Consider the following 21260-nt stretch of genomic DNA (forward strand, 5'->3'; position numbering starts at 1 on the left):
TCCTCAGGCGAGCTTCTTGCCAGCGGCGGTCTTGGGTGCGATCGGATCGTCAGCGGGCAGGCCCAGCGCGTCGGCGACCAGCGCAGCCTGCTGACGCTCGTGGCGCTTGGCAAACCCGGTGGCGGGGCTGGCCGCCGCCGTCCGCCCGGCATAGCGCGGCCGCATGCCGGTGTGCCCGGCCTGTTGCAGGGCCGCTTCGATCTGGCTTTCCACAAAAAACCACGCGCCGTTGTTCTTCGGTTCTTCCTGGCACCAAACCACTTCCTCCAGGCCGGTCATGCGCTGCAGGCGCACCGCCAGTGGCTCGCCTGGGAAAGGATACAACTGCTCGATCCGCACGATCGACACATCGTCAATGCCGGCTTCGTCGCGCCGTGCCATCAGGTCGTAAGCCACCTTGCCGCTGCACAACACCAGGCGCCGGACCTTGCCATCAGCGATGTCCAGCCGGTCCGACAGGATGCGCTTGAAGTGGCTTTGCGAGACGAACTCGTCGGCGCCGCTTCGCGCCATCGGGTGACGCAGCAGCGACTTAGGCGTCATGATCACCAGCGGCTTGCGGAACGGGCGCAGCATCTGCCGGCGCAGGACGTGAAAATAATTCGCCGGCGAGGTGATGTTGCAGACCTGGAGGTTGTCGTCCGCGCATAGCTGCAGGAACCGTTCCAGCCGGGCGCTGGAATGCTCCGGCCCCTGGCCTTCGTAGCCATGCGGCAGCAGCAGGACGAGGCCGTTGGCCCGCAGCCACTTCGCTTCGCCCGCCGCGATGAACTGGTCGATGATGATCTGCGCGCCGTTCGCGAAGTCGCCGAACTGCGCTTCCCACAGCACGAGGCTCTTGGGATCGGCCATGGCGAACCCGTATTCGAAGCCGAGCACGCCATATTCCGACAGCGGACTGTCATAGACCTCGAACTTGCCGTGCGGCAGTTGGCACAGCGGGATGTACTTGTGTTCGTCCTTCTGGTCGATCCACACCGCGTGGCGCTGGCTGAACGTGCCGCGCCCTGAATCCTGGCCCGACAAGCGCACCCCGTGCCCTTCGGTCACCAGGCTGCCGAACGCGAGCGCTTCCGCCGTCGCCCAGTCGAACCCGCCGCCGTTGGCGAACATCTGCCGCTTGGCCTCGAGCACCCGTTCGAGCGTCTTGTGGATGGTCAGCCCTTCGGGGACCGTCGTCAGTGTGCGGCCGAGGCTGTCGAACAGCTTCTTGGGGATCGCAGTGTCGACGTTTCGGCGCGCTTCTTCGGAATCGCTCGGCTTGCTGAGGCCGGCCCAGCGACCGCCGAACCAGTCGGCTTCGTTGGCGCGATAGTCGGCGGCGCCGGCGAATTCCTCTTCGAGGTGTGCGTTGAATTCGGCCGCCATGGCATCGGCATCGCCCGGCTTGGTGACCCCTTCGCGCTGCAACCGCTCATCATAGAGCGTGCTGACCTTGGGGTGCTGCTTGATCGCCGCATACATCAACGGCTGGGTGAAGCTCGGCTCGTCGCCCTCGTTGTGGCCGAAGCGGCGGTAGCACCACATGTCGATCACGATGTCGCGCTTAAAACACTGCCGGAACTCGATCGCCAGCTTGCATGCAAAGGTCACCGCTTCGGGATCGTCACCGTTGACGTGCAGGATCGGCGCCTGGACGCCCTTCGCGACGTCGGACGGGTAGGGCGAGGAGCGCGCGAACTGCGGGCTGGTGGTGAAGCCGATCTGGTTGTTGATGACGAAGTGGATGCAGCCGCCGATGTTGTAGCCGCGCACGCCGGAGAACCCGAGGCATTCCCAAACGATGCCTTGGCCGGCAAACGCCGCATCGCCGTGAATCAGCACCGGCAGGACCTGCTCGTGCTTTTCCAGATCACCGCGAACAGCCTGCTGCGCGCGCGTCTTGCCAAGCACGACCGGATCGACCGCTTCGAGATGGCTGGGGTTGGGGACCAGGCTCATGTGCACCTTGATCCCGTCGAACTCGCGGTCGGTGCTGGTGCCGAGATGGTACTTCACGTCGCCGGATCCGCCGACATCCTCCGGGTTCGCGCTGCCCCCGGAGAATTCGTGAAAGATCACGCGGTATGGCTTGGCCATCACGTTCGCGAGAACATTCAGCCGCCCGCGATGCGCCATGCCGTAGACGATCTCGCGCACGCCCTGCTGGCCGCCGTACTTGATCACGCCTTCCAGCGCGGGGATCATGCTTTCGCCGCCGTCGAGGCCAAAGCGCTTGGTGCCGACGTATTTCTTGCCGAGGAACGCCTCGTACTGCTCGCCGCGGATCACCGCCGACAGGATCGCGCGCTTGCCTTCCGGGGTGAAGGTGATGACCTTGTCCGGGCCTTCGATCCGGTCCTGGATGAAGCGGCGCTCCTCCACGTCGGCGATGTGCATGTACTCGAAGCCGACATGCCCGCAGTAGTTCTTGCGCAGGATGCGCACGAGTTCCGACATGGTCGTCCACTCGAGACCAAGCGTGCCGCCGAGGTAGAGCGGCCGTTCGAGCGCCGCGCCAGTGAACCCGTGGTACTCAGGAGTGAGATCGGCCGGCAGGTCACGGTGGCTGAGGTGCAGCGGATCGAGCTCTGCCGCGAGGTGCCCGCGAACCCGGTAGGTGCGCACCAGCAGCATCGCGCGGATCGAGTCTCCGGCAGCCTGCTCCACCGCCTGGTCGTCCAGCACCTTGCCGGCCTTCGCGGCCGCGGCCTTTACGGCCAGCGTCATCGCCGTGGGATCGAGCGCCTGGGTGAGTTCGTCCTCACTCTCGCCGCCGACCAACGGCCAGCGCGCGTTGGCCCACGACGGGCCGGGCTGCGGCCCGGACTCGTCCGGCGCCGGCGAGAAATCGTGTGCTTCGTTACCCATCGGGTTTGCCTACCTTCGGTAAGGTAATGCCCCAGCCGGCCCGCCGCTCCCGGGGAGGAGACGCGTGGAGCCTGCCGTCAGGCGAGTTCCTTCAACAGCGCGTCGAGGGTGGTGCCCAGTTCGGACGGAGAGGGCGAAACGCGCACACCGGCGGCTTCCATAGCCGCGATTTTGTCTTCCGCGCCGCCTTTGCCGCCCGAAACGATCGCGCCGGCATGGCCCATGCGGCGGCCCGGAGGCGCGGTGCGCCCTGCGATAAACCCGACCACCGGCTTGCGCCGGCCGCGCTTGGCCTCGTCGGCCAGGAACTGGGCGGCTTCTTCCTCGGCGCTGCCACCGATCTCGCCGATCATAACGATCGACTTGGTCTCGTCGTCAGCCAGGAACAGTTCGAGCACGTCGATGAAGTTGGTGCCGTTGACCGGGTCGCCGCCGATGCCCACCGCAGTGGTCTGGCCAAGCCCGACCTGCGTGGTCTGGTGCACCGCTTCGTAGGTGAGCGTGCCCGAACGGCTGACGATTCCGACCGAACCCTTGCTGAAGATGGAGCCGGGCATGATGCCGATCTTGCACTCTCCGGGAGTGAGCACGCCGGGGCAGTTCGGCCCGATTAACCGGCTCTTCGACCCCGTCAGGGCGCGCTTCACGCGCACCATGTCGAGCACCGGGATGCCTTCGGTGATGCACACGATCAGCTCGACCTCGGCATCGATCGCCTCGAGGATCGAATCCGCGGCAAACGGCGGCGGCACGTAGATGCAGCTGGCGGTCGCGCCGGTCGCCTTCTTGGCCTCCAGCACGGTGTCGTACACCGGCAAGCCGATGTGCGTGGTCCCGCCTTTGCCCGGGGTGACGCCGGCGACCATCTGAGTGCCGTAATCGAGCGCCTGCTGCGTGTGGAAGGTGCCGGTTTCGCCGGTCATGCCTTGCGTGATGACCTTCGTATTGCGATCGACCAGAATGCTCATGCGAGGTCTCCATCAAGGTTCTTGCAGGCAGTGAGCAGTTCCTCGACCGCGTCAGTCGAGACCTTGAGGTTGCTCTTCTCCTCGTCCGACAGCTTGATCTCGACGATCTCCTCGATCCCGCCGGCGCCGATTACCGCCGGGACACCGACGTAGAGGCCGTTGAGGTCATACTTGCCATCGACATAAGCCGCGACCGGCAGGATACGCTTCTGGTCGTACAGGTACGCCTCGGCCATTGCGATGCCGCTGGTGGCCGGCGCGTAATAGGCGCTGCCGCTCTTCAACAGGGCGACGATCTCGCCGCCGCCGCCGCGGGTGCGCTTGACGATCTCGTCCAGCTTTTCCTTCGACGACTTGCCCATCGCGACAAGGTCATCGACCGGGATGCCGCTGATGGTCGTGTAGCTGGTGACCGGCACCATGGTATCGCCGTGGCCGCCCAGCACAAACGCGTTCACGTCGCGCACCGAGACGCCGAATTCCCATGCTAGGAACGTGGCGAAGCGCGCGCTGTCGAGCACGCCGGCCATGCCGACGACCTTGTTGTGCGGCAGGCCGGAAAACTCGCGCAGTGCCCAGACCATCGCGTCGAGCGGGTTGGTGATGCAGATCACGAACGCGTCAGGCGCGTTGTTCTTGATGCCCTCGCCGACCGCCTTCATCACCTTGAGGTTGATGCCGAGGAGATCGTCGCGGCTCATGCCCGGCTTGCGCGCGACACCGGCGGTCACGATGATCACGTCGGCCCCGGCGATGTCGGCATAGTCGTTGGTGCCGGTGATCTTCGCGTCGAAGCCCTCGATCGGACCGCACTGGCTGAGGTCGAGCGCCTTGCCCTGCGGAATACCCTCAGCGATGTCGAACAGGACGATGTCGCCCAGTTCCTTCTTCGCGGCGAGGTGAGCGAGAGTGCCGCCGATCATCCCGGCGCCGATGAGCGCGATCTTCTTGCGAGCCATCTAGGAACAAATCCTTCCGTCGCGCGGGATCGGCCGTCAAAGGCGAAAGCCCGTCCCGCGGGCAGGGGTCGCCTGAATTCGAGGCGGACGTAGGCGCGGGGTGTCGCCAATGCAACCGGCAATGGCAGGCAGACTAGCAGTTATCTTTGCAAGTGGTTCGCAGTTGCAAGAACGGGTCAACCCGTCGCGCGGAGCCCCGCGGTTTCGCGTTCCTGCGCTAGCAGCATGGCAGCCAGGTAATCGGGCACGGCGCGGCTGAAATAGTAACCTTGTCCCAGAGTGCATCCGCTCGCCTTGACGGTTCCCACCTGGTCCACGGTCTCGATCCCTTCCGCCACGATCTCCATGCCAAGCTGCGTCCCCATTTCCGCCACCGCACGGATGATCGCCTGGCTCTTGCGGCCGACGTTGGGTCCGGAGACGAAGCTGCGATCGATCTTGATCTTGCTGAATGGGAACTTGTTGATCGAGCCGAGCGATGAGTAACCGGTCCCGAAGTCATCGAGCGCGAACTGCACCCCGGCAGCGGACAGGTCGTTGATGAAGTTGGCCGTCGCGAAATCGTCGTCGAGGAACAGTCGTTCGGTCACCTCGAGTTCGAGCCGTGACGGGTCGAGGCCAGCTTCACGCAGAGCGGACAGGATCCCGAGTGCCGCGCCAGGCGCCTTGATCTGCAACGGCGAAAGGTTGACCGCGACGGTGACGTCCTCGGGCCAGTGAACCGCGGCCCGCGCCGCCTGCGCGGTGATCCAGTTGCCGAGCGTGACGATGACGCCGGTCTCTTCGGCGACGGGGATGAATTCGTCGGGCTTCAATTCACCCTTTACCGGATGGAACCAGCGAACCAGCGCCTCGAACGTACGGATGCGGCCGCTTTCAAGGTCGATGATCGGCTGGAAGAAGATCGATAGCTCGTCCCGCTGGATGGCCGCGCGCAATTCCGCCTCGATCTCCCGCCGGCGCACCAGGTTGCGGCTCATCGACTTTTCGAAAAAGCGGCTGTGGTTCTTGCCGCCGACCTTGGCGTGATACAGCGCGAGGTCGGCCGCCTGCATCAGGCTGTCGAGGTCCACCGCATCTTCCGGCAGGATCGCGATGCCCATCGAGCAGGGGACCTCCAGCCGCTCATCGTCGATCCGCATCGGGCGGGTCACGTTGTCCAGCACCTGCGAGGCCAGACGTTCACACGCATGGCGATCGTCTACCGGGCACATGACGATGAATTCATCGCCGCCGAAACGGGCGATTGTGGCGCCAGCAGGCGCGCTCTCGCGCAGCCGTTTGGCGACTTCGCTCAGGACTTGGTCGCCCACCGGGTGACCCAGCAGATCGTTGACTTCCTTGAAGCGATCGAGGTCCAGCCAGAACAACGCGAGCGCTCCTACGTCACTCAGCGTAGGCATTCGTTCGGCCATCGCGTGATTGAGGCCGGCGCGGTTGGCTAGACCGGTGACGACATCGGTCCGGGCGAGCACCTGCATCCGCTCAGCCAGATGGGCACTGGTTTCGGCCGCGCCGATCGCACTGCGCAAGGTCTGGAACAGGTTATGCACGATTGACCACATCGTCCCCACCAGCAGCAGCACGATGATCGCCATCGCGAGGTATGCCAGCGTGCCAACCCACAGCGCCGCCAGCACCAGAGGAAGCGCGGTGAGCGACAGTTGCGACAGGGCAATCGCCGGTCGTCCGGCGTTGCGGGCACAGACGCCCACGCTGTAACCGATGGCGTTCACCAGCATCAGTGCCTGCACGCCGGGTTCGGTGCCCAGAACGATCGCGAGGCCGGTGAAGCTGCCCAGCACGGTGGCGTACGCGACGGCCCCGATGGCATAGCGGTGCTCGAGCTTGCTGGTGCTCACCCGATCGTCTGGCGGCAGGCGAAAAACCAGCCACACGCGCGACATGGCGATGAAGCTCAAGACCATGCAGCTGATGTAGAGCCACGCTTCCTGGCTGACCGAAGCGGCGACGCAGGTGGAGATCACCGCAATTAAGGTGCCGACGGCCGCCGTGATCGGTTGGGCATAGAGTTTGCGGACCAGCGTGCGACGGACCTGATCGTCGAGCGCATCGCCGCGATCGAACCACTGTGCGATGAACCGCATCCACCCGACCGCCACGTTCGACCCCATGGCAATGCGTTAGCCGGAACTTCTCACCACGTGGTTAATGCAGGGCTTACGTACGCCGCGCGAGATATTGCTTGGCCAGTTCGGCGCCGAGCCGCTTGTCGAGTGTGCGGCAGATGGCGGCCCAGCGGTCGCCCGCGGGATGGTCTCCGATCTGCCGGGCCCGCTCGGCGTGAGCGTAAGCCACCTGCGCGGCGCCCAGGCCATGGACGGCAAAATGGCGCAGTGCGGCGTGCAACACCTCCTGCTGCCCGGCGTCAGCGTCATGCGTATCGTTCGCCGCTGACGGGACGGCGCGGCGCGCCAGGACCCGCGCCACGGGCGAGGCGGCGACAGAGCGAGCGGCGGCGAAGAAGACGGACATGAAGCGATCCTGCGGTTAGTCAGCCGCGCCGATAGCAGGCCGCTCCTAATGCTTGGTTCGGTGAGAAGGTTACGAGGATGTTGACCAGAGGCACGCTCAGGTCGCGGAGTGCTCAGCCTCGCGTTTTTCCTTCTCGAACCGCAGACAATCGAAAATCTTCGCGCCGGCGAGGAACACCGACCCGGTCGCGGCCAGAAACAGCATCTTGCCGCCCCAACCGGGAAACTGCGTCAGGTAGGCCGATCCCCGCTCGATCGCGCCCAAAGCGAGAGCGTAGATGATCAGACAAGCCTCAAACCGAGTCTTGATCACGAACAGGCGTTTGATCTTCTGCAGCATCGCGTTTTGCACACTCTAACAATGCGGAACCAACCCATCCGTGCCCGGGCCGGTTGGTCGCACCCGCAAGGGTCATGGTTTGCAGAATGTAAACGCGCGCAAGCGCTCGTCCAGCGCGTTAACCCAGTTCGTGCAGGTCCAGCGCATCCAGCAGTGCATAACGCGCGGCGATGACGTCGGCTGCAAGCGTTTCGTTGCCGATGTCCGCCGGATCGATCTGCTCGGGCCAGGTGCGCGCGATTACGCCTTCGATCAACGCGGCCTTCGCCTCGTTCAAGAGGAAACGCGGGTCGACAACGGCGGGATCGGCCACGACGCGCAGGCGCAGGCAGGCCGGCCCGCCGCCGTTTGCCATCGACTGGCGCACGTCCACGGGCAGCACGCGGCGGATCGGGCCATTCCCGTCGGTCATTCGCGCAAGCCATGCGGAGACGGCTGCGCTCTCGATACATTCCATGGGAACGATGAGGCCGGTCTCGCCGTCGGGCAAGGTAACCAGTTGAGCGTTGAACAGGTAGGTCCGCACCGCTTCCGCGAGCGAAACGGCGGACGATGGCACCTCGACGAGTTCCAGTTGGGGAAATGCCTCGCGGATTGCCAGATATGCCCGGTCGGGTTCGGCAAACGCTTCGGCGTGCGTGAACAGCACCCGTGCATTGGCGACCGCGACCACATCGTTGTGGAACGCGCCCGCGGCGATGGCGGCAGGATTCTGCTCGATGAACAGCGTGCGCCGCGGGTCCAGGCCATGCAGCCGCGCCACCGCCCGGCTCGCCTGCTCGTGCTGGCGCGCGGGGAAGGGGCCACCAGCTCGCCCGTAGACGAAGATCTCCACCCCCGCTTGCGCGTGACCATCGCACAAGCGCATGTGATTGGCGGCGCCCTCATCGCCAAAGCTCGGCGGAATGGGTGGGTGCAGGATGAAATGGGCCGGATCGGCAAACGCGAGCGCCAGCTGGCGCGCCGTGTCCGGCCATTCCTGCGCCCGGTGCGGCATGGTCACCAGGTTCGCAGGCGTCAGGTGGCAGCGCTGGTCGGCTGTGTCAGGTGCCGGGCTGACCGTCGCAGCATTGGCTGTCCACATCGCGGATGCGGACCACGCGGCAGCGGTGAGGCCGCGCGCCGTAGCGGGTTCCGCGCCGAGCCGGGCGAGGTATTCGCCGTTCGGGCGAGGGAGGGGGAGCAGGAACCCTTGTGCCAGTCCCAGCGCAAGGTTGTGCCGCATCTTGGCGAGCCCCTGCAGCGCCGCGGCGCGGGGGTGGCTGACGTCGCCCGAATGCGCCGTCGCCGCCAGATTGCCAAGGCTGAGCCCGGCGTAGTTGTGGCTGGGCCCCACGATCCCGTCAAAGTTGATCTCGGTCAGTCGCATGATTTCGGCCCTATCTCAGGACGCTCCACACCTCGTCCCCTTCGCCGACACCGAGCAAGGCCGCTGACAGGCGATCGATCTCGATGGTCCCGTCAGGGTGCAGATCGCGCATCCCGAACGCAGCGCGAAAGGTGCCGAGGGTGCCGGTCGCGAGGATCGCCCGCTCTCCGATATCGAGGTTGGCATTGATCACCTTGCCCGGACGGGCGTCGCGCACCGATCGAACATCATTGGTGCGGGCGGTCATCGTGGGGCCGCCGTCGAAGATGTCGACATACCCATCGGCGCGAAAGCCTTCTCCTTCCAGCATCCGCATGGCCGCGCGCCCGCTGGGGTGCGGCACGCCGATCGCTGTGCGCGCGTCCTCGTCAAGCATCGCGACATACACCGGATGCTTGGGCATCAGGTCGGCGATGAACTGGTTACCGTTGATGGCGTTGAAGTAGTCCGCTTCCTGGAACGTCATCCCGAAAAACCGGCCCGCCACCCCGTCCCAAAAAGGTGAGCCGCCGCGCTCATCGATGATCCCGCGCAGTTCGGCCAGGATGCGATCGGCAAACCGTTCGCGGTGCATGGCGATGAACAGGTACCGGCTGCGGGCGAGCAGCAGGCCGAACCCTCCCGCACGCTGGCTGGGATGGAGGAACAGCCCGCCGACCTCGCTCGATCCCTCAAGATCGGTCACCAGGCTCAACAGGTCGGCGCGGACGGTGCGCTGCAGTTCCTGCGAATGCTGGGTCAGCGTGTTCAGGCGATAGGAATAGAACGGCCAGCGCTGCCCGACCTGGGTCATCAACTGGCACGTGCCGCGAACGTCGCCGGTGTCGCTGTCTTCCAGCACCAGCACGAACTGTTCGTCGGCCAGCGTGTCTTCGCCGCGCTGGAACGCCGCCTCGGTCCGCTCGAGCTTGTCGGAAAGCGCCTTGCGGTCGGGCGGCAGATTGGTGAACCCGCCGCCGGTCAGCTTGGCCATCTCGTACATCGGTTCAAGATCACCGGGATGCGCCGCGCGCAGTCTGAAGGTCAACGCAAGTCTCCTGAAGCCAGGCGGCTCAGCACCAGAGCCGAGAGCGCCGCCCGCTCTGCCAGGCTGGACACAATCATGAATTCGTCAGGCGAATGGATCGCGCCGCCACGCACGCCCATCGTATCGACCACCGGCACGCCGCAGGCCGCGATGTTGTTGCCATCGCAAACACCGCCCGATGATTGCCAGCCGATCGGTTGCCCCAGTTTCGCACCGCACTCGCGGACCAGGTTGAATAACTTGTGCGCCTGGGAGCTGACGGGTTTGGGTGGGCGGGTGATCCCGCCATGGAGCGACAGAGACACCTCGTGCCGGGTCTTCACATCATCCAGCAAAACATTGAGTTCCTGACCAAAAAGTTCTGCCGACTCGGTGGTCTTGGGCCGGATGTTGAACCGCAGGACCGCGTGATCCGGCACCACGTTATTCGCCGATCCGCCCTCAATGCGGGCAGGGTTAACCGACAGTTCGCCATGGCCCAGCGCCTTCAAGCGCACCGCAAGGTCGGCCGCCGCGACAATGGCGTTGCGGCCCTCGTGCGGGTTGCGCCCGGCATGGGCCGATTTGCCGGTCACCACGATGCTGAAATTCCCGCTCCCGCCTCGATCGTAGGCGAGGGTGCCGTCGGGCAGAGCTGATGGCTCATACGTCAAAGCGGCATGCTTGCCCCGTGCGAGTTCGGCGATCAGTGCGGACGAGGACATCGAACCGGTCTCCTCATCCGAATTGATCATGACGTCATAACCGATCGCCTGCGCGCCGTCGGTGCGCTCAAATGCTTGCAGCGCATGCAGAATAACCGCGATGCCGCCTTTCATATCCGCTAGCCCGGGGCCATTCACGGTGTCGTCATCGATATCTCGCTGGTACTGGAACGGGTGATCCGGGGGAAACACGGTGTCCATGTGGCCCGTCAGCAGGACCCGGCGGTCCGCGTCAGGCCGGACCCGCGCCACGAGGTGCCGCCCGTGCGATTTCTGCACCTCGTTACCCGCCGCATCGACTACCGTCACTGGTGCCGGCTCCATCAGGGCGACCTCTCCGGGCAGCGACGCGAAGGCATCGGCAAGGACCAGCGCCTGTTGCGCCAGCCCTTCAAGATTAGCGGTGCCGGTGTTGATCGCACTCCAGGCCCGCGCCTGGGTCAGCATCTCTGACGCATCGAACGCGCCGGCGAAGTGTTCGGCCAATTGTTTCATCTGCAACCGCTCCTAGCGAGGTCGGCGCTGCCGTCCAACCCGGGCGATGTTGCATTGCGCTGCGTGCTTGGCCATAGGCGCCGCTCGCTTCCTCCCCGGACGACAGATTACGAATAGCACGCACGCGATTCTTGCGTGCGTCCTTCTGACAGGTGAGGGTGACGTGGGCGACTTCCAGAACAAGGCCGGATTGCAGATCGACGCGGCTCTGGCGAGCTTTGTCGATGAGGAGGTGCTCGGTCCGCTCGGCCTCGCGCCATCCACGTTCTGGACCGGTTTTGCCGACTTGCTCGACCGGTTCGTGCCGCGCAATCGCGCCCTGCTCGACAAGCGGGAGCAGTTGCAGCGACAAATCGACGAATGGCATCTCACACGGCGGGGGCAGCCGCATGACGCGGAAGGGTATTGCCGCTTCCTGGAACAGATCGGCTACCTTGTTCCGGAGCCTGACGAATTCGTCATCGGCACGCAAAATGTCGATCCGGAAATCGCGACGATGGCAGGTCCGCAGTTGGTGGTGCCGGTGCTCAACGCCCGCTTCCTGCTCAACGCCGCCAATGCCCGGTGGGGCAGCCTGTACGATGCGCTCTATGGCACCGACGCGCTGGAGGCGCCTCCGGCACGCCCGGGAGGCTACGACCGTCAGCGGGGCAGCGCCGTAATCGCGCGGGCGCGCGCCTTTCTCGACGAGGCGCTGCCGCTGACCGCAGGTAATAGCTGGGGCGGTCTCCATTCACCCGAAGACATCACGTTGGCGGATCCACAGCAGTACGTGGGAGAGACCGCGCGGGGCCGGATGTTCGTCAACAACGGGCTGCACATCGAAGTGGTCTTCGATCCCGATGGGGAAGTGGGCCGCGACGACCCGGCAGGCATTGCCGATATCGTGCTGGAAAGCGCGCTCACGGCAATCGTCGACCTGGAGGATTCGGTCGCGGCCGTGGATGCCGCCGACAAGCTCGCCGCGTATCGCAACTGGCTGGGCGTGATCCGCGGCGATCTGGAGGAAAGTTTCGCCAAGGGCGGGCGGCAGCTGACTCGCCGCCTGGCCGACGATGTGCGCGTTGGCGACCAGGTGCTCCCGGGCCGCAGTCTGCTTTTCGTGCGCAATGTCGGCCATCTTATGACCAACCCGGCCATCCGCCTCACCGACGGAGCCGAGGTACCCGAGGGGATCATGGATGCCGTGATCACCAGCGCGATCGGTGCTCACGACATCAGTGGGCTGGGTAAATGGACCAACAGCCGGGCCGGCAGCATCTATATTGTCAAACCGAAGCAGCACGGCCCGGAAGAATGCTGCTTTACCAATGACTTGTTCGATGTCGTTGAGGACTTACTGCAACTGCCCAGGCACACCGTCAAAGTCGGGATCATGGACGAGGAGCGGCGCACCAGCGCAAATCTCGCCGCCTGCATCCAGGCCGTGAAGGACCGTATCGTGTTCATCAATACCGGGTTCCTCGACCGGACCGGGGACGAGATCCACACTTCGATGCAAGCCGGGCCGATGATCCGCAAGGCAGAGATGAAGTCCAGCACGTGGCTCGCGGCGTACGAAGCGCGCAATGTGGCGATCGGACTGCGCCATGGCTTGTCGGGAAAGGCGCAGATCGGCAAGGGCATGTGGGCCGCGCCGGACATGATGCGCGACATGGTAGAACAGAAGATCGGCCACCTTCGCGCAGGCGCCAACACCGCATGGGTACCGTCGCCAACGGCCGCTACGTTGCACGCGCTGCACTATCACCAGGTCGACGTATTCGCCCGGCAGAAGGAGCTTGGCGAGGCACCGGGTCTCGACAAACTACTGCAGATTCCGCTCGCTCAAGGCACGAACTGGTCGGAAGACGAAATACGGGAAGAGCTCGACAACAACGCGCAAGGTCTGTTGGGCTATGTCGTCAGGTGGATCGACGCGGGCGTGGGATGCTCGAAAGTGCCCGACGTCCACGACGTGGGTTTGATGGAAGACCGCGCGACGTTGCGCATCAGCTCGCAGCACCTAGCCAACTGGTTGCTCCACGGCATTTGTACTCGCGAGCAAGTGATGGACAGTCTGCGCCGGATGGCCGCCAAAGTGGACGCGCAGAATGCTGGCGATCCTGCGTATGTGCCGCTTGCCGAAAATGAGGACGGTTCCGCTTTCCGCGCCGCGCTGGATCTCGTCTTCAAGGGAGTCGAACAGCCGAGCGGTTATACCGAACCATTGCTGCACGAATGGCGGCGGAAAGCGAAAGGCTGACGATCGGCAGTCACGCAGCGATTATTAGCGCTCGATGCGTCCCGCCGCCAGCGCACGCGCGATTGCGATGAATTCCGCTACACTCAAGGTCTCCGCCCGGCGCTGCGGATCGACCCCGACCGCCGCGAGAGCATCAAGGGCGCCGGGAACGCCTTTGAGGCTTTGACGGAGCATCTTGCGGCGCTGGCCGAACGCGGCCTCGGTTATCCGTTCGAGCAGCCGGGCCGGCACGGCTTCGGGCATTGTCGCAGGTTCAATATGAACGACCGCGCTCGTGACTTTGGGCGGCGGGGTAAACGCACTCCGATGGACCTTCATCGCCAGCTTCGCGGACGAGCGCCACTGCGTGAAAACGGCTAGGCGGCCATAGGGATCGGTGCCAGCCTCAGCGATGATCCGTTGCGCGACTTCGAGCTGGAACATCAGGGTCAAGCTGGTCCACCGCGGTGGCCACTGCTGACCACCAAGCCAGCGCACCAGCAGCGCCGTACCGACATTGTAGGGCAGGTTGGCCACGACCGCGAAGGGTTCGCCCATCAGGCCATCATGATTCAGCTTGAGCGCGTCGCCTTCGATAACGCGGAGCTGCCCGGGATACGCGGCTTCCAGCTCCGCTAGCGCGGGCAGGCAGCGGGGGTCCATCTCGATCGCGGTCACCCGCGCTCCGGCTCGCAGCAGCGACCGCGTCAGCCCGCCCGGTCCGGGGCCGATCTCGAGAACCGCCTTGCCGCTGAGATTACCCGGAATGGCAGCGATCCGGTCGAGCAGTTGCTCGTCGAACAGGAAATTCTGTCCCAGCGCCTTCGACGCGCTCAGCCCATGACGGGCGATGACTTCGCGGAGCGGAGGTAGATCAGCCATGCAGCGCCCGTCTGGTCGCGCAACCGGCGGCCATGCGCATCGCGGCGACAGTCGCGCCGGCGCTGGCGCGGCCGGTGCCAGCGATAGCGAAGGCGGTCCCATGATCCGGACTGGTGCGGATGATGGGCAGGCCGAGGGTGACGTTGACGCCCTCGTCGAAATCCAGGGCCTTCAGCGGGATCAGTGCCTGGTCATGGTACATGCACAGCGCCACGTCATAGTTCCCACGGGCATGCGGCGCGAACAGGGCGTCCGCGGGGTGCGGGCCAGTGGCATCGATCCCGCTGGCCCGCAGACTAGCGATCGCCGGCGCGATAATCTGCTGCTCCTCGGAGCCCATTTGACCGTCCTCGCCCGCATGTGGGTTGAGCCCCGCCACCGCGATCCGCGGTGCGGCGATGCCGAAATCCTGTTGCAGTGCACGATGCGCGACGCGCGCCCGGCGCTGGATTAGCTCTCCGGTAATGGCGCCTGGCACATCGGCCAGCGCCATGTGCACCGTTAGTGGGACCGTCCGCAGTTGCGGTCCCGCAAGCATCATCACGGCATCCTGAGCGGCGATCCCGCACGCGTGGGCGACGTATTCGGTTTGGCCGGGGAAGCCGAATCCAACGGCGGCGAGCCGCGCTTTGGCCACCGGTCCGGTCACCAGAGCAGCAGCCTCACTGGCAACCGCCAGTGCGGTCGCCTTTTCGAGCGACGCGAGAGCCAGCCGGGCGCCGTCCTCGTCCGGATGGCCGGGGCGGTAGGGGCCATCGAGAGCGCCCAGCACCGGAAGCGAGCGACTAAATACCTCGCGCGCGTCCTCAAGCGTTTCAACCTGTTCGATCGATAGCGACATACCGCGCAGTTTGGCTGCATCTGCCAACAGGCGTGCTCCGCCGACGACAGCGAACGGCGGCAGCGCGTTGCGCTCCCGCGTGAGCCACGCCGCCGCGATCAGTTCGGGACCCACGCCCGCCGGATCGCCGAGCGAGACGATCAGCGGCTTGGATGGCTGCGTCAGTTGTATTCGATCACCGCGTCGTTGCGCAGATCGCGCAAGTAACGTTGGGCGCGCTTGTTGATGCGATCGTCCTCAAGCTGGGCCATCAGGTCTTCGAAGCTTGGCGCCCCGGCATCCTGCGGATCATCGCGGCCGCACAGCATCAATACGCTGACGCCATCTTGCGCGGATCCGAACGGGGGGGTCGTCTGACCGATCTGCAGGTCCGCGAGAAGAGGCTGCAATTGCTCCGGCAGCGAACGCAGGACGATCCCGTCATTCGAAGTAACCGTAGCGCCGATGGCAGCCGCCCCGCTATCCGCATCGCCGCAGCCCTTCATCGCTTGAACCGCCTTGTTGAAGCTTTCGAGCCGCGCACGCGCGTCTGGTTCAGTGATGCCGGCGGGGAACGCGAGCGAGATTTGCTTGAGGCTCAACACCGCATCTCGCGCGTCGGACGTCAGGATCGCCTTCTTGTCGATCAACGCAAGGATCGAGAAACCGCCCGAGTTCTCAATCGGACCAACCAGCTGTCCCGGCTGCATGGCGCGCGCAGCAACCGCCAGTTCGCTCGGCAGGCGTTCGAGCCGCACGAAGCCTAGGTCACCGCCGGCTGCGGCAGTCGACGATTCAGAGAACTGGCGTGCGTATCCCTGGAAGCTTCCGCCTTGCCTCAGCTGCTCGATGATCTTGTCGATATTGGCGAGAACCTGGTCCCGGGTCTCCGGCGTCGCGGCCAGCCAGATTTCGCCCAGGCGATACTCTTCGGTCCCGCGGCTTGCCTCGAGCCGCGTGAGCATCTCGTTCACCTCTTCGGCCGACACGTTCACGAACGGCGCGATGTTCCGCCGCAGCAGTCGCTGCCACGCGGACTCGCCGAGGATCTGACGCTTGAGCGAAGCGGGTGACGAGCCGATCTTTGCCAGATAGGCATCCATCGCCTCGACGTTTTGCCCAAAGTTCTGGGCCGCCACGCGCGCGTACACCTGGTCGACTTCAGCCGCGCTGATCTCGATCTCCTGCGCTCTCGCAGCCTGAATCTGGAGCGTCTCGTCGATCAGGTTGCGAAGCACTTGGGAGCGGAGGCGCTGCAGCTCTTCGGGCGGGATCTCTCCCTTGGACGCGGCAACCAGCAATGCGACCCGCTGCTCGACGTCGGTGCCGGTGATGATCTGTCCGTTCACCACCGCAGTAGGCCGCCGGACGTTGGGATCGCCCTTGCCAAGGATCTGCACGTTGGCCGGGATGTCGAGCCCCATTCCGCTGGCAAGCGGCGCGTTGGCCTCTTGCGCGGATACGGTAGTCGGCGCGCTTACAAGCGAAACCGCGGCGAGGCCGCAAAGCAGTCGAGATACCGTCTGGTGGATCACGCGTTCATCCGTTTTGGCAGGGTGCATCGCGCGCCCCCTCTAGTCAGCAGCCGAGTGCCGCGAAACGGCTTAACCCAACCTGAGTGCGGGCGGCGGATAGCGCGTTTGCGGCGAACTGCCAACGGGCTAGCGCGGCCTAGCGGAAGCCAAGGTTGCGCAGAGCGAAATAGAGCTGGAAGGTATTGCCTTTGCGCGCATCGCCCTGGTCAAGATAGTCGCGCCGCCAGGTCACGCCGAACTCCAGGCAATCGTCTTGATACGCGACGCCAAGTCGGGTGCGGATGGGATCGAAACCGTCTGACGTGAAGGTCGGGTCTTCCTCGCGGTCCGTCAGGTTGAACACCCCGGCGCCGAACACCGACCAGTACTGCGCAAAGGCGACCCGCCCGGCGAACCGTAGTTCCTCACGATCGCGCAGATCCTCGATCGTCGGCGCGATGTCGCGGTCGAGCCGCAGATAGCCGATCTCGGCATACGTGCGGCTCGATCCGATCGTGGCGTCGATCTCGTTGCGACGGACCGCGAGGCTGTCCTTGTCCAACCTGAAGCGGTGGGTCAGCTTGACGAAATCCCGGTACCGCACATCAGTTCGGCCCACAAAATCCGATACTCGTTCCGACAGACCGGTTCCGTTCGGTAACAATGTCGCGCGATTGTTGAGGCGTACCGACTGCCCGATGGTGCTGTCGATGCGCCAGTTCGGGCGGGTGAGCTGCCAATCGATGCCGTAAGTCACCCGCGGCCGGTCTTCCACCCGGTCATATCCGGGAAAGCGGTTGAGCGCGAACAGATTGGAATCCTCCAGATCGATCGCCCGCGAATCCTCGTTGGGGATCGCCAGGTTCTTGATCGACGGGCTGAGAACCACCTGCACACGCGGTGTCAGCACCTGAGTGCCGCCGAACAGCGGTCCGACCAAGGGCCACTCGATATCGGCCGCCACCAGTCCGACGGCACGCGCTTCCCAGCCGGGATTGCCGCGGTAGACCGCGGTTGCCGTCAGACCGTTCTCATCCGAATGATAGACGTCGCCCCGCAGCAGCGCCGTCATCGTCACGACCTGGCCCCAGCCGGTGATGCGGCGCAAGTCCCACCGGGCACCCGCGATCGCGCGCTGGGTGTCCTGACCATCGGGACGATAGAGCGACAGCGTGTTCGCCATGAGTTCGACCTTGCCGCCCAGCAGCGGATCTTCGATCCGCCGGCGGTAATCGATCAGCGGGAGCGCGATCGGCGTCTGGCCCTGATCGCCATTCACTCGCAGCGTCTGGGTCGCAAAACCCGAGATGGCGAGGTAAGAATCGGCGTCGATCCGCTCGATCTCGAACATCGACCGCAGTCGGTCGTCGCGACTGATGTCATAGCGACGCAGGAAGGTGCGATCGGTCGTCCGGCGGAGCGAGAAATTCAGGCTCCAGTTCGGATCGAACTGAAATCGTCCGTTGGTGAACAGGTATCCGCGAAACTCGCTCTCGGGCGTGCGCAGGCCCGCCAGGTCGAGGCGCCGGCTGACCGTGCCATAACCGGTCACCTGATAGGCGCCGATATCGGTGAGGTGCCGCCACTGCCCGCTCACCATTGGAGGCGGATCGGTAAAGGCATAGGCGCTGAGCGTCAGGTCCTTGTTCGCGGCCAGGTTGAGGTAGTAGCTGCCGCTCAATTCAAAGCCGTTGTTGCGGGAGAACTGGAGCTCAGGGACCAGAAATCCCGAGGCCGGGCCGCCATCGGTGCGGATCGACAAGCCGGGCAGCGGGATCAGCCGGGCGCCGAACAGCTCCAGATAGGCATTGTTGAACCGGACCCGGTTGTCGGTCGGTGAATAGACCACACGATCGGCCGTGATCCGCCAGCTCGGCTCCCGCGGGCAACCTGTAGAGCTGACAACCTCGCACCCGGTATAGGCGGCCCGGTTCAGTTCGATGGTACCGTCCGCCTGACGCGAACCCTCGGCCGCGGCAAGACGCCCGCCTTCGCGAAGTGCGAGGAGAAGATCCTCCATCGCTCCGGCCTCGAACTCGTCGGTCAGCTCGATGCGGCTGGTGTAGAGTTGATTGCCGTCCTGATCGACAAACCGGACGTTGCCAGTTCCCACGATCTCGCCCGTGACCCGGTTCCAGGTCACCGCGTCTGCGCGAACCGACTTGTCCGCGCTGCGCAGGACGACGTCTCCCGACGCTGTCACGGTGTTGGCATTGTTGTCGTAAGCGACCGAATTCGCCTCGAAATTGATCTGGCGTTCGTTCGTCGGTGCCGGCGGGAGAGTCGCAGAATCGATCGGCGGCACGGGGGTCGACAGCGCTGGCGGTTCGCCCTGCGGCTGCTCGATCGTGCCCATGCCCTGAGCGGCACCGTCCTGCGCCGCAACCGGCGCAGCGGCGAGAGCAGTGCAGAGCATCAATGCGCTGGCAACCCCCGGGCGCATCCGGAGGGACAAGCGGCGTGAAGAAGCTTGCTGCGATCCGGTCGAAGCGGGGAGCATCGCTTGCCTATCGCAGCACTGCCGCCTAATCGCAATCGCCAACGCCGCCGGCTGCAGTTGCAAAAGCGGCCGCCGGTCGCAGCAAGGCTTGCCGGAGATCACATGAACGTCGCATTCGCTTCCGCTATTCCCGCCAACACCCAGATCGTGGCGCATATCGTCACGCAAGGCTCTCTGCCCGAAGGCCTTGAATCCACGCTGGTCCACGGGGCCAAGGCCGCAAGGTTCAAGGGCAAGACCGGACAGCTGTTCGACGGATTCGCTGAGCGGAATGGCGAGGTGGTTAGGATTGCCCTGGTCGGTTCCGGAGAGACCGGCGACGAGGGACGCGGCGCCAATCTGGAACAAGCCGGTGCTGCCCTTGCGGCCCGATATGCCACGTCCGGAGCGGACACCATCGCGATTGAAGCGGGTACGCTGTCGGTGGACGAAGTAGCGGCAGTGTTGACCGGCCTGCGTCTTCGCACTTGGCGCTACGATCGCTATCGCACGACTATCAAGGACGACCAGAAGGTCACCCTTGCCAACGCTTCCGTGATCGGCGCGGGCGAGGGCGCGCAGGATGCCTGGACCGAAGCCAGCGCGGTTGCTGAGGGAATCGAATTCACCCGCGAACTGGTGACCGAGCCAGCGAATGTGATCTATCCCGAAAGCTTCGTGCAGCGTTGCCGCGAGCGGTACCAGGGCACTGGGCTGGAAATCACCGTCCTCGGGGTCGAAGAGATGACCGAGCTTGGCATGGGCGCGCTGCTGGGTGTCGGGCAGGGGTCCGAACAACCTTCGCGCCTGCTGGCGGTGAAGTGGAACGGCGGCGAACAGGCCGGACGGCCGATGGCGTTCGTCGGCAAGGGCGTCACCTTCGATACCGGCGGCATCAGCATCAAGCCGGGCCCGGGCATGGGCGACATGAAATGGGACATGGGCGGCGCCGGCGCGGTCGCAGGGGCCATGCTTGCACTCGCGCGGCGCAAGGCGAAGGCCAACGTGGTCGGCGTGATGGGCTTGGTCGAGAACATGCCGGACGGCAAGGCGATGCGACCGGGCGACGTGCTCACCACCATGAGCGGGCAGACCGTGGAAGTGCTCAACACCGATGCCGAGGGGCGGCTGGTGCTGTGCGACGCGCTGACCTGGGTTCAGAAGGAACATGATCCGGTGGCGATCATCGATCTCGCGACCTTGACCGGGGCGATGCTGATCAGCCTCGGCTTTGAACAAGGCGGCATGTTCTCGAACGATGACACGCTGGCCGACGCGCTGTTCGCCGCCGGGCGCGCCAGCGGGGACAAGCTGTGGCGCATGCCGCTGGGCGCCGCGTACGACAAGCTGATCGATTCACCGATTGCCGACATGCAGAACATCGGGCCCCGTGAAGCCGGCTCGATCACCGCTGCCCAGTTCCTCCAGCGCTTCATCGACAAGGGGCGTCCCTGGGCGCACTGCGACATTGCTGGCATGGTCTGGGCAGCTAAGCCCGGCGCCACTTGGGGCAAGGGCGCAACGGGATATGGAGTTCGCCTGATCGATCGCTACGTACGCGACGTTCTGGAAGCTTGAGCGAACCCCGCCCGCTAAGTGATGCAGGGTTTAATCCACCGATGCAGATCGATTTCTGGCAATACTCCCAAGGATCTGTCGAGCGCATCGTGACGCTGATAGCGGATCGGGTGTTGGCAGGTGGCGAGCGGCTGCTGGTGGTCGATGGAAACGCCGAGCGGCGGGCGTCGACCAGCGCCGCTTTGTGGGAAACCAGACCCGAACGTTTCCTGGCGAATGGTGACGCTGCCGCCGCGCATGCGGAGCGGCAGCCGGTGTTGTTGTCCGGCGAGTGCAGGGCGATCAACGGCGCAAAGGTCGCGGTACTGGCGGACGGCAAGTGGCGGGACCCGCCTGCTGGTCTAGACCGCGTGATCCTGCTGTTCAGCGAGGCCCAGGTCCAGCCGGCCCGTGCCGTCTGGCGCCAGTACGACGGGCGAGAGGACGTGACCCGGGGCTATTTCGCGCAGGACGATGGCAAGTGGACCAAGCGGCTCTGAGCCTTGCGCATGATAGGCTGCCTCGCTAGGGGCGCGCGCAATTCTCCGATCAGCGCGATCTTACCAACAAGGAACAT

The 21260-nt window shown here is 64.9% G+C and carries 16 protein-coding genes; 3 read left to right on the top strand and 13 right to left on the bottom strand.

What is annotated here, in order from left to right:
* Positions 1-3: 3 nt before the first annotated feature.
* The 9 genes from C0V74_RS00795 to C0V74_RS00835 all read right to left on the bottom strand — a co-directional run bounded on the left by C0V74_RS00795 (position 4) and on the right by C0V74_RS00835 (position 11207).
* Positions 4-2850: a 2-oxoglutarate dehydrogenase E1 component gene (locus tag C0V74_RS00795; protein ID WP_143250215.1), complete on the bottom strand. Its 2847-nt coding sequence runs from the start codon at positions 2848-2850 to the stop codon at positions 4-6.
* 77 nt (positions 2851-2927) lie between these two features.
* Positions 2928-3818 (bottom strand): succinate--CoA ligase subunit alpha, encoded by an 891-nt coding sequence (sucD, locus tag C0V74_RS00800; RefSeq protein ID WP_143250216.1) that lies wholly within the window; start codon positions 3816-3818, stop codon positions 2928-2930.
* A complete protein-coding gene (mdh, locus tag C0V74_RS00805) occupies positions 3815-4777 on the bottom strand; it encodes a malate dehydrogenase (protein WP_131623476.1) in 963 nt (320 codons plus the stop codon). The genes sucD and mdh overlap by 4 nt, the downstream gene beginning before the upstream one ends.
* A 176-nt stretch (positions 4778-4953) precedes the next feature.
* A complete protein-coding gene (locus C0V74_RS00810; protein WP_143250217.1) occupies positions 4954-6885 on the bottom strand; it encodes an EAL domain-containing protein in 1932 nt (643 codons plus the stop codon).
* 73 nt (positions 6886-6958) lie between these two features.
* A complete protein-coding gene (locus C0V74_RS00815) occupies positions 6959-7273 on the bottom strand; it encodes a hypothetical protein (protein ID WP_143250218.1) in 315 nt (104 codons plus the stop codon).
* 96 nt (positions 7274-7369) lie between these two features.
* Positions 7370-7612 (bottom strand): hypothetical protein, encoded by a 243-nt coding sequence (locus C0V74_RS00820; RefSeq protein WP_143250219.1) that lies wholly within the window; start codon positions 7610-7612, stop codon positions 7370-7372.
* A 118-nt stretch (positions 7613-7730) separates the two neighbouring features.
* Positions 7731-8981 (bottom strand): N-succinylarginine dihydrolase, encoded by a 1251-nt coding sequence (locus tag C0V74_RS00825; protein ID WP_143250220.1) that lies wholly within the window; start codon positions 8979-8981, stop codon positions 7731-7733.
* A gap of 10 nt (positions 8982-8991) precedes the next feature.
* Entirely contained in the window at positions 8992-10008 is a 1017-nt protein-coding gene (locus C0V74_RS00830) for an arginine N-succinyltransferase (protein ID WP_143250221.1), read from the bottom strand.
* A complete protein-coding gene (locus tag C0V74_RS00835; protein ID WP_246844906.1) occupies positions 10005-11207 on the bottom strand; it encodes a hydrolase in 1203 nt (400 codons plus the stop codon). Before C0V74_RS00835 ends, C0V74_RS00830 begins: the two co-directional genes overlap by 4 nt.
* Before the next feature lie 163 nt (positions 11208-11370).
* Here C0V74_RS00835 and C0V74_RS00840 point away from each other — a divergent pair, with 163 nt between their 5' ends.
* Positions 11371-13452 (top strand): malate synthase G, encoded by a 2082-nt coding sequence (locus tag C0V74_RS00840; RefSeq protein ID WP_246844907.1) that lies wholly within the window; start codon positions 11371-11373, stop codon positions 13450-13452.
* Between the two features lie 24 nt (positions 13453-13476).
* Here the strand turns inward: C0V74_RS00840 and rsmA are convergent, their stop codons facing one another.
* The 4 genes from rsmA to lptD form a co-directional block, all read right to left on the bottom strand.
* The gene (rsmA, locus tag C0V74_RS00845) at positions 13477-14313 is read right to left on the bottom strand and encodes a 16S rRNA (adenine(1518)-N(6)/adenine(1519)-N(6))-dimethyltransferase RsmA (protein WP_143250223.1); all 837 of its coding nucleotides are present in this window, start codon (positions 14311-14313) and stop codon (positions 13477-13479) included.
* A complete protein-coding gene (pdxA, locus tag C0V74_RS00850) occupies positions 14306-15319 on the bottom strand; it encodes a 4-hydroxythreonine-4-phosphate dehydrogenase PdxA (protein WP_143250224.1) in 1014 nt (337 codons plus the stop codon). Before pdxA ends, rsmA begins: the two co-directional genes overlap by 8 nt.
* Positions 15316-16695 carry a peptidylprolyl isomerase gene (locus tag C0V74_RS00855; protein ID WP_143250225.1) on the bottom strand — a complete coding sequence of 460 codons (1380 nt, stop codon included), beginning with the start codon at positions 16693-16695 and terminating at the stop codon, positions 15316-15318. The genes pdxA and C0V74_RS00855 overlap by 4 nt, the downstream gene beginning before the upstream one ends.
* Before the next feature lie 109 nt (positions 16696-16804).
* Positions 16805-19063 carry an LPS assembly protein LptD gene (gene lptD, locus C0V74_RS00860; RefSeq protein ID WP_246844909.1) on the bottom strand — a complete coding sequence of 753 codons (2259 nt, stop codon included), beginning with the start codon at positions 19061-19063 and terminating at the stop codon, positions 16805-16807.
* 186 nt (positions 19064-19249) lie between these two features.
* On the opposite strand from lptD, the gene C0V74_RS00865 reads away from it, so the two are divergent.
* Together C0V74_RS00865 and C0V74_RS00870 are read left to right on the top strand one after the other, a co-directional pair.
* A complete protein-coding gene (locus C0V74_RS00865; RefSeq protein ID WP_143250227.1) occupies positions 19250-20704 on the top strand; it encodes a leucyl aminopeptidase in 1455 nt (484 codons plus the stop codon).
* Positions 20705-20745: 41 nt separating this feature from the next.
* Entirely contained in the window at positions 20746-21183 is a 438-nt protein-coding gene (locus C0V74_RS00870; protein ID WP_143250228.1) for a DNA polymerase III subunit chi, read from the top strand.
* Positions 21184-21260 lie beyond the last annotated feature (77 nt).

This window comes from Altererythrobacter sp. TH136 (assembly GCF_007065885.1).
Lineage (GTDB): Bacteria > Pseudomonadota > Alphaproteobacteria > Sphingomonadales > Sphingomonadaceae > Tsuneonella.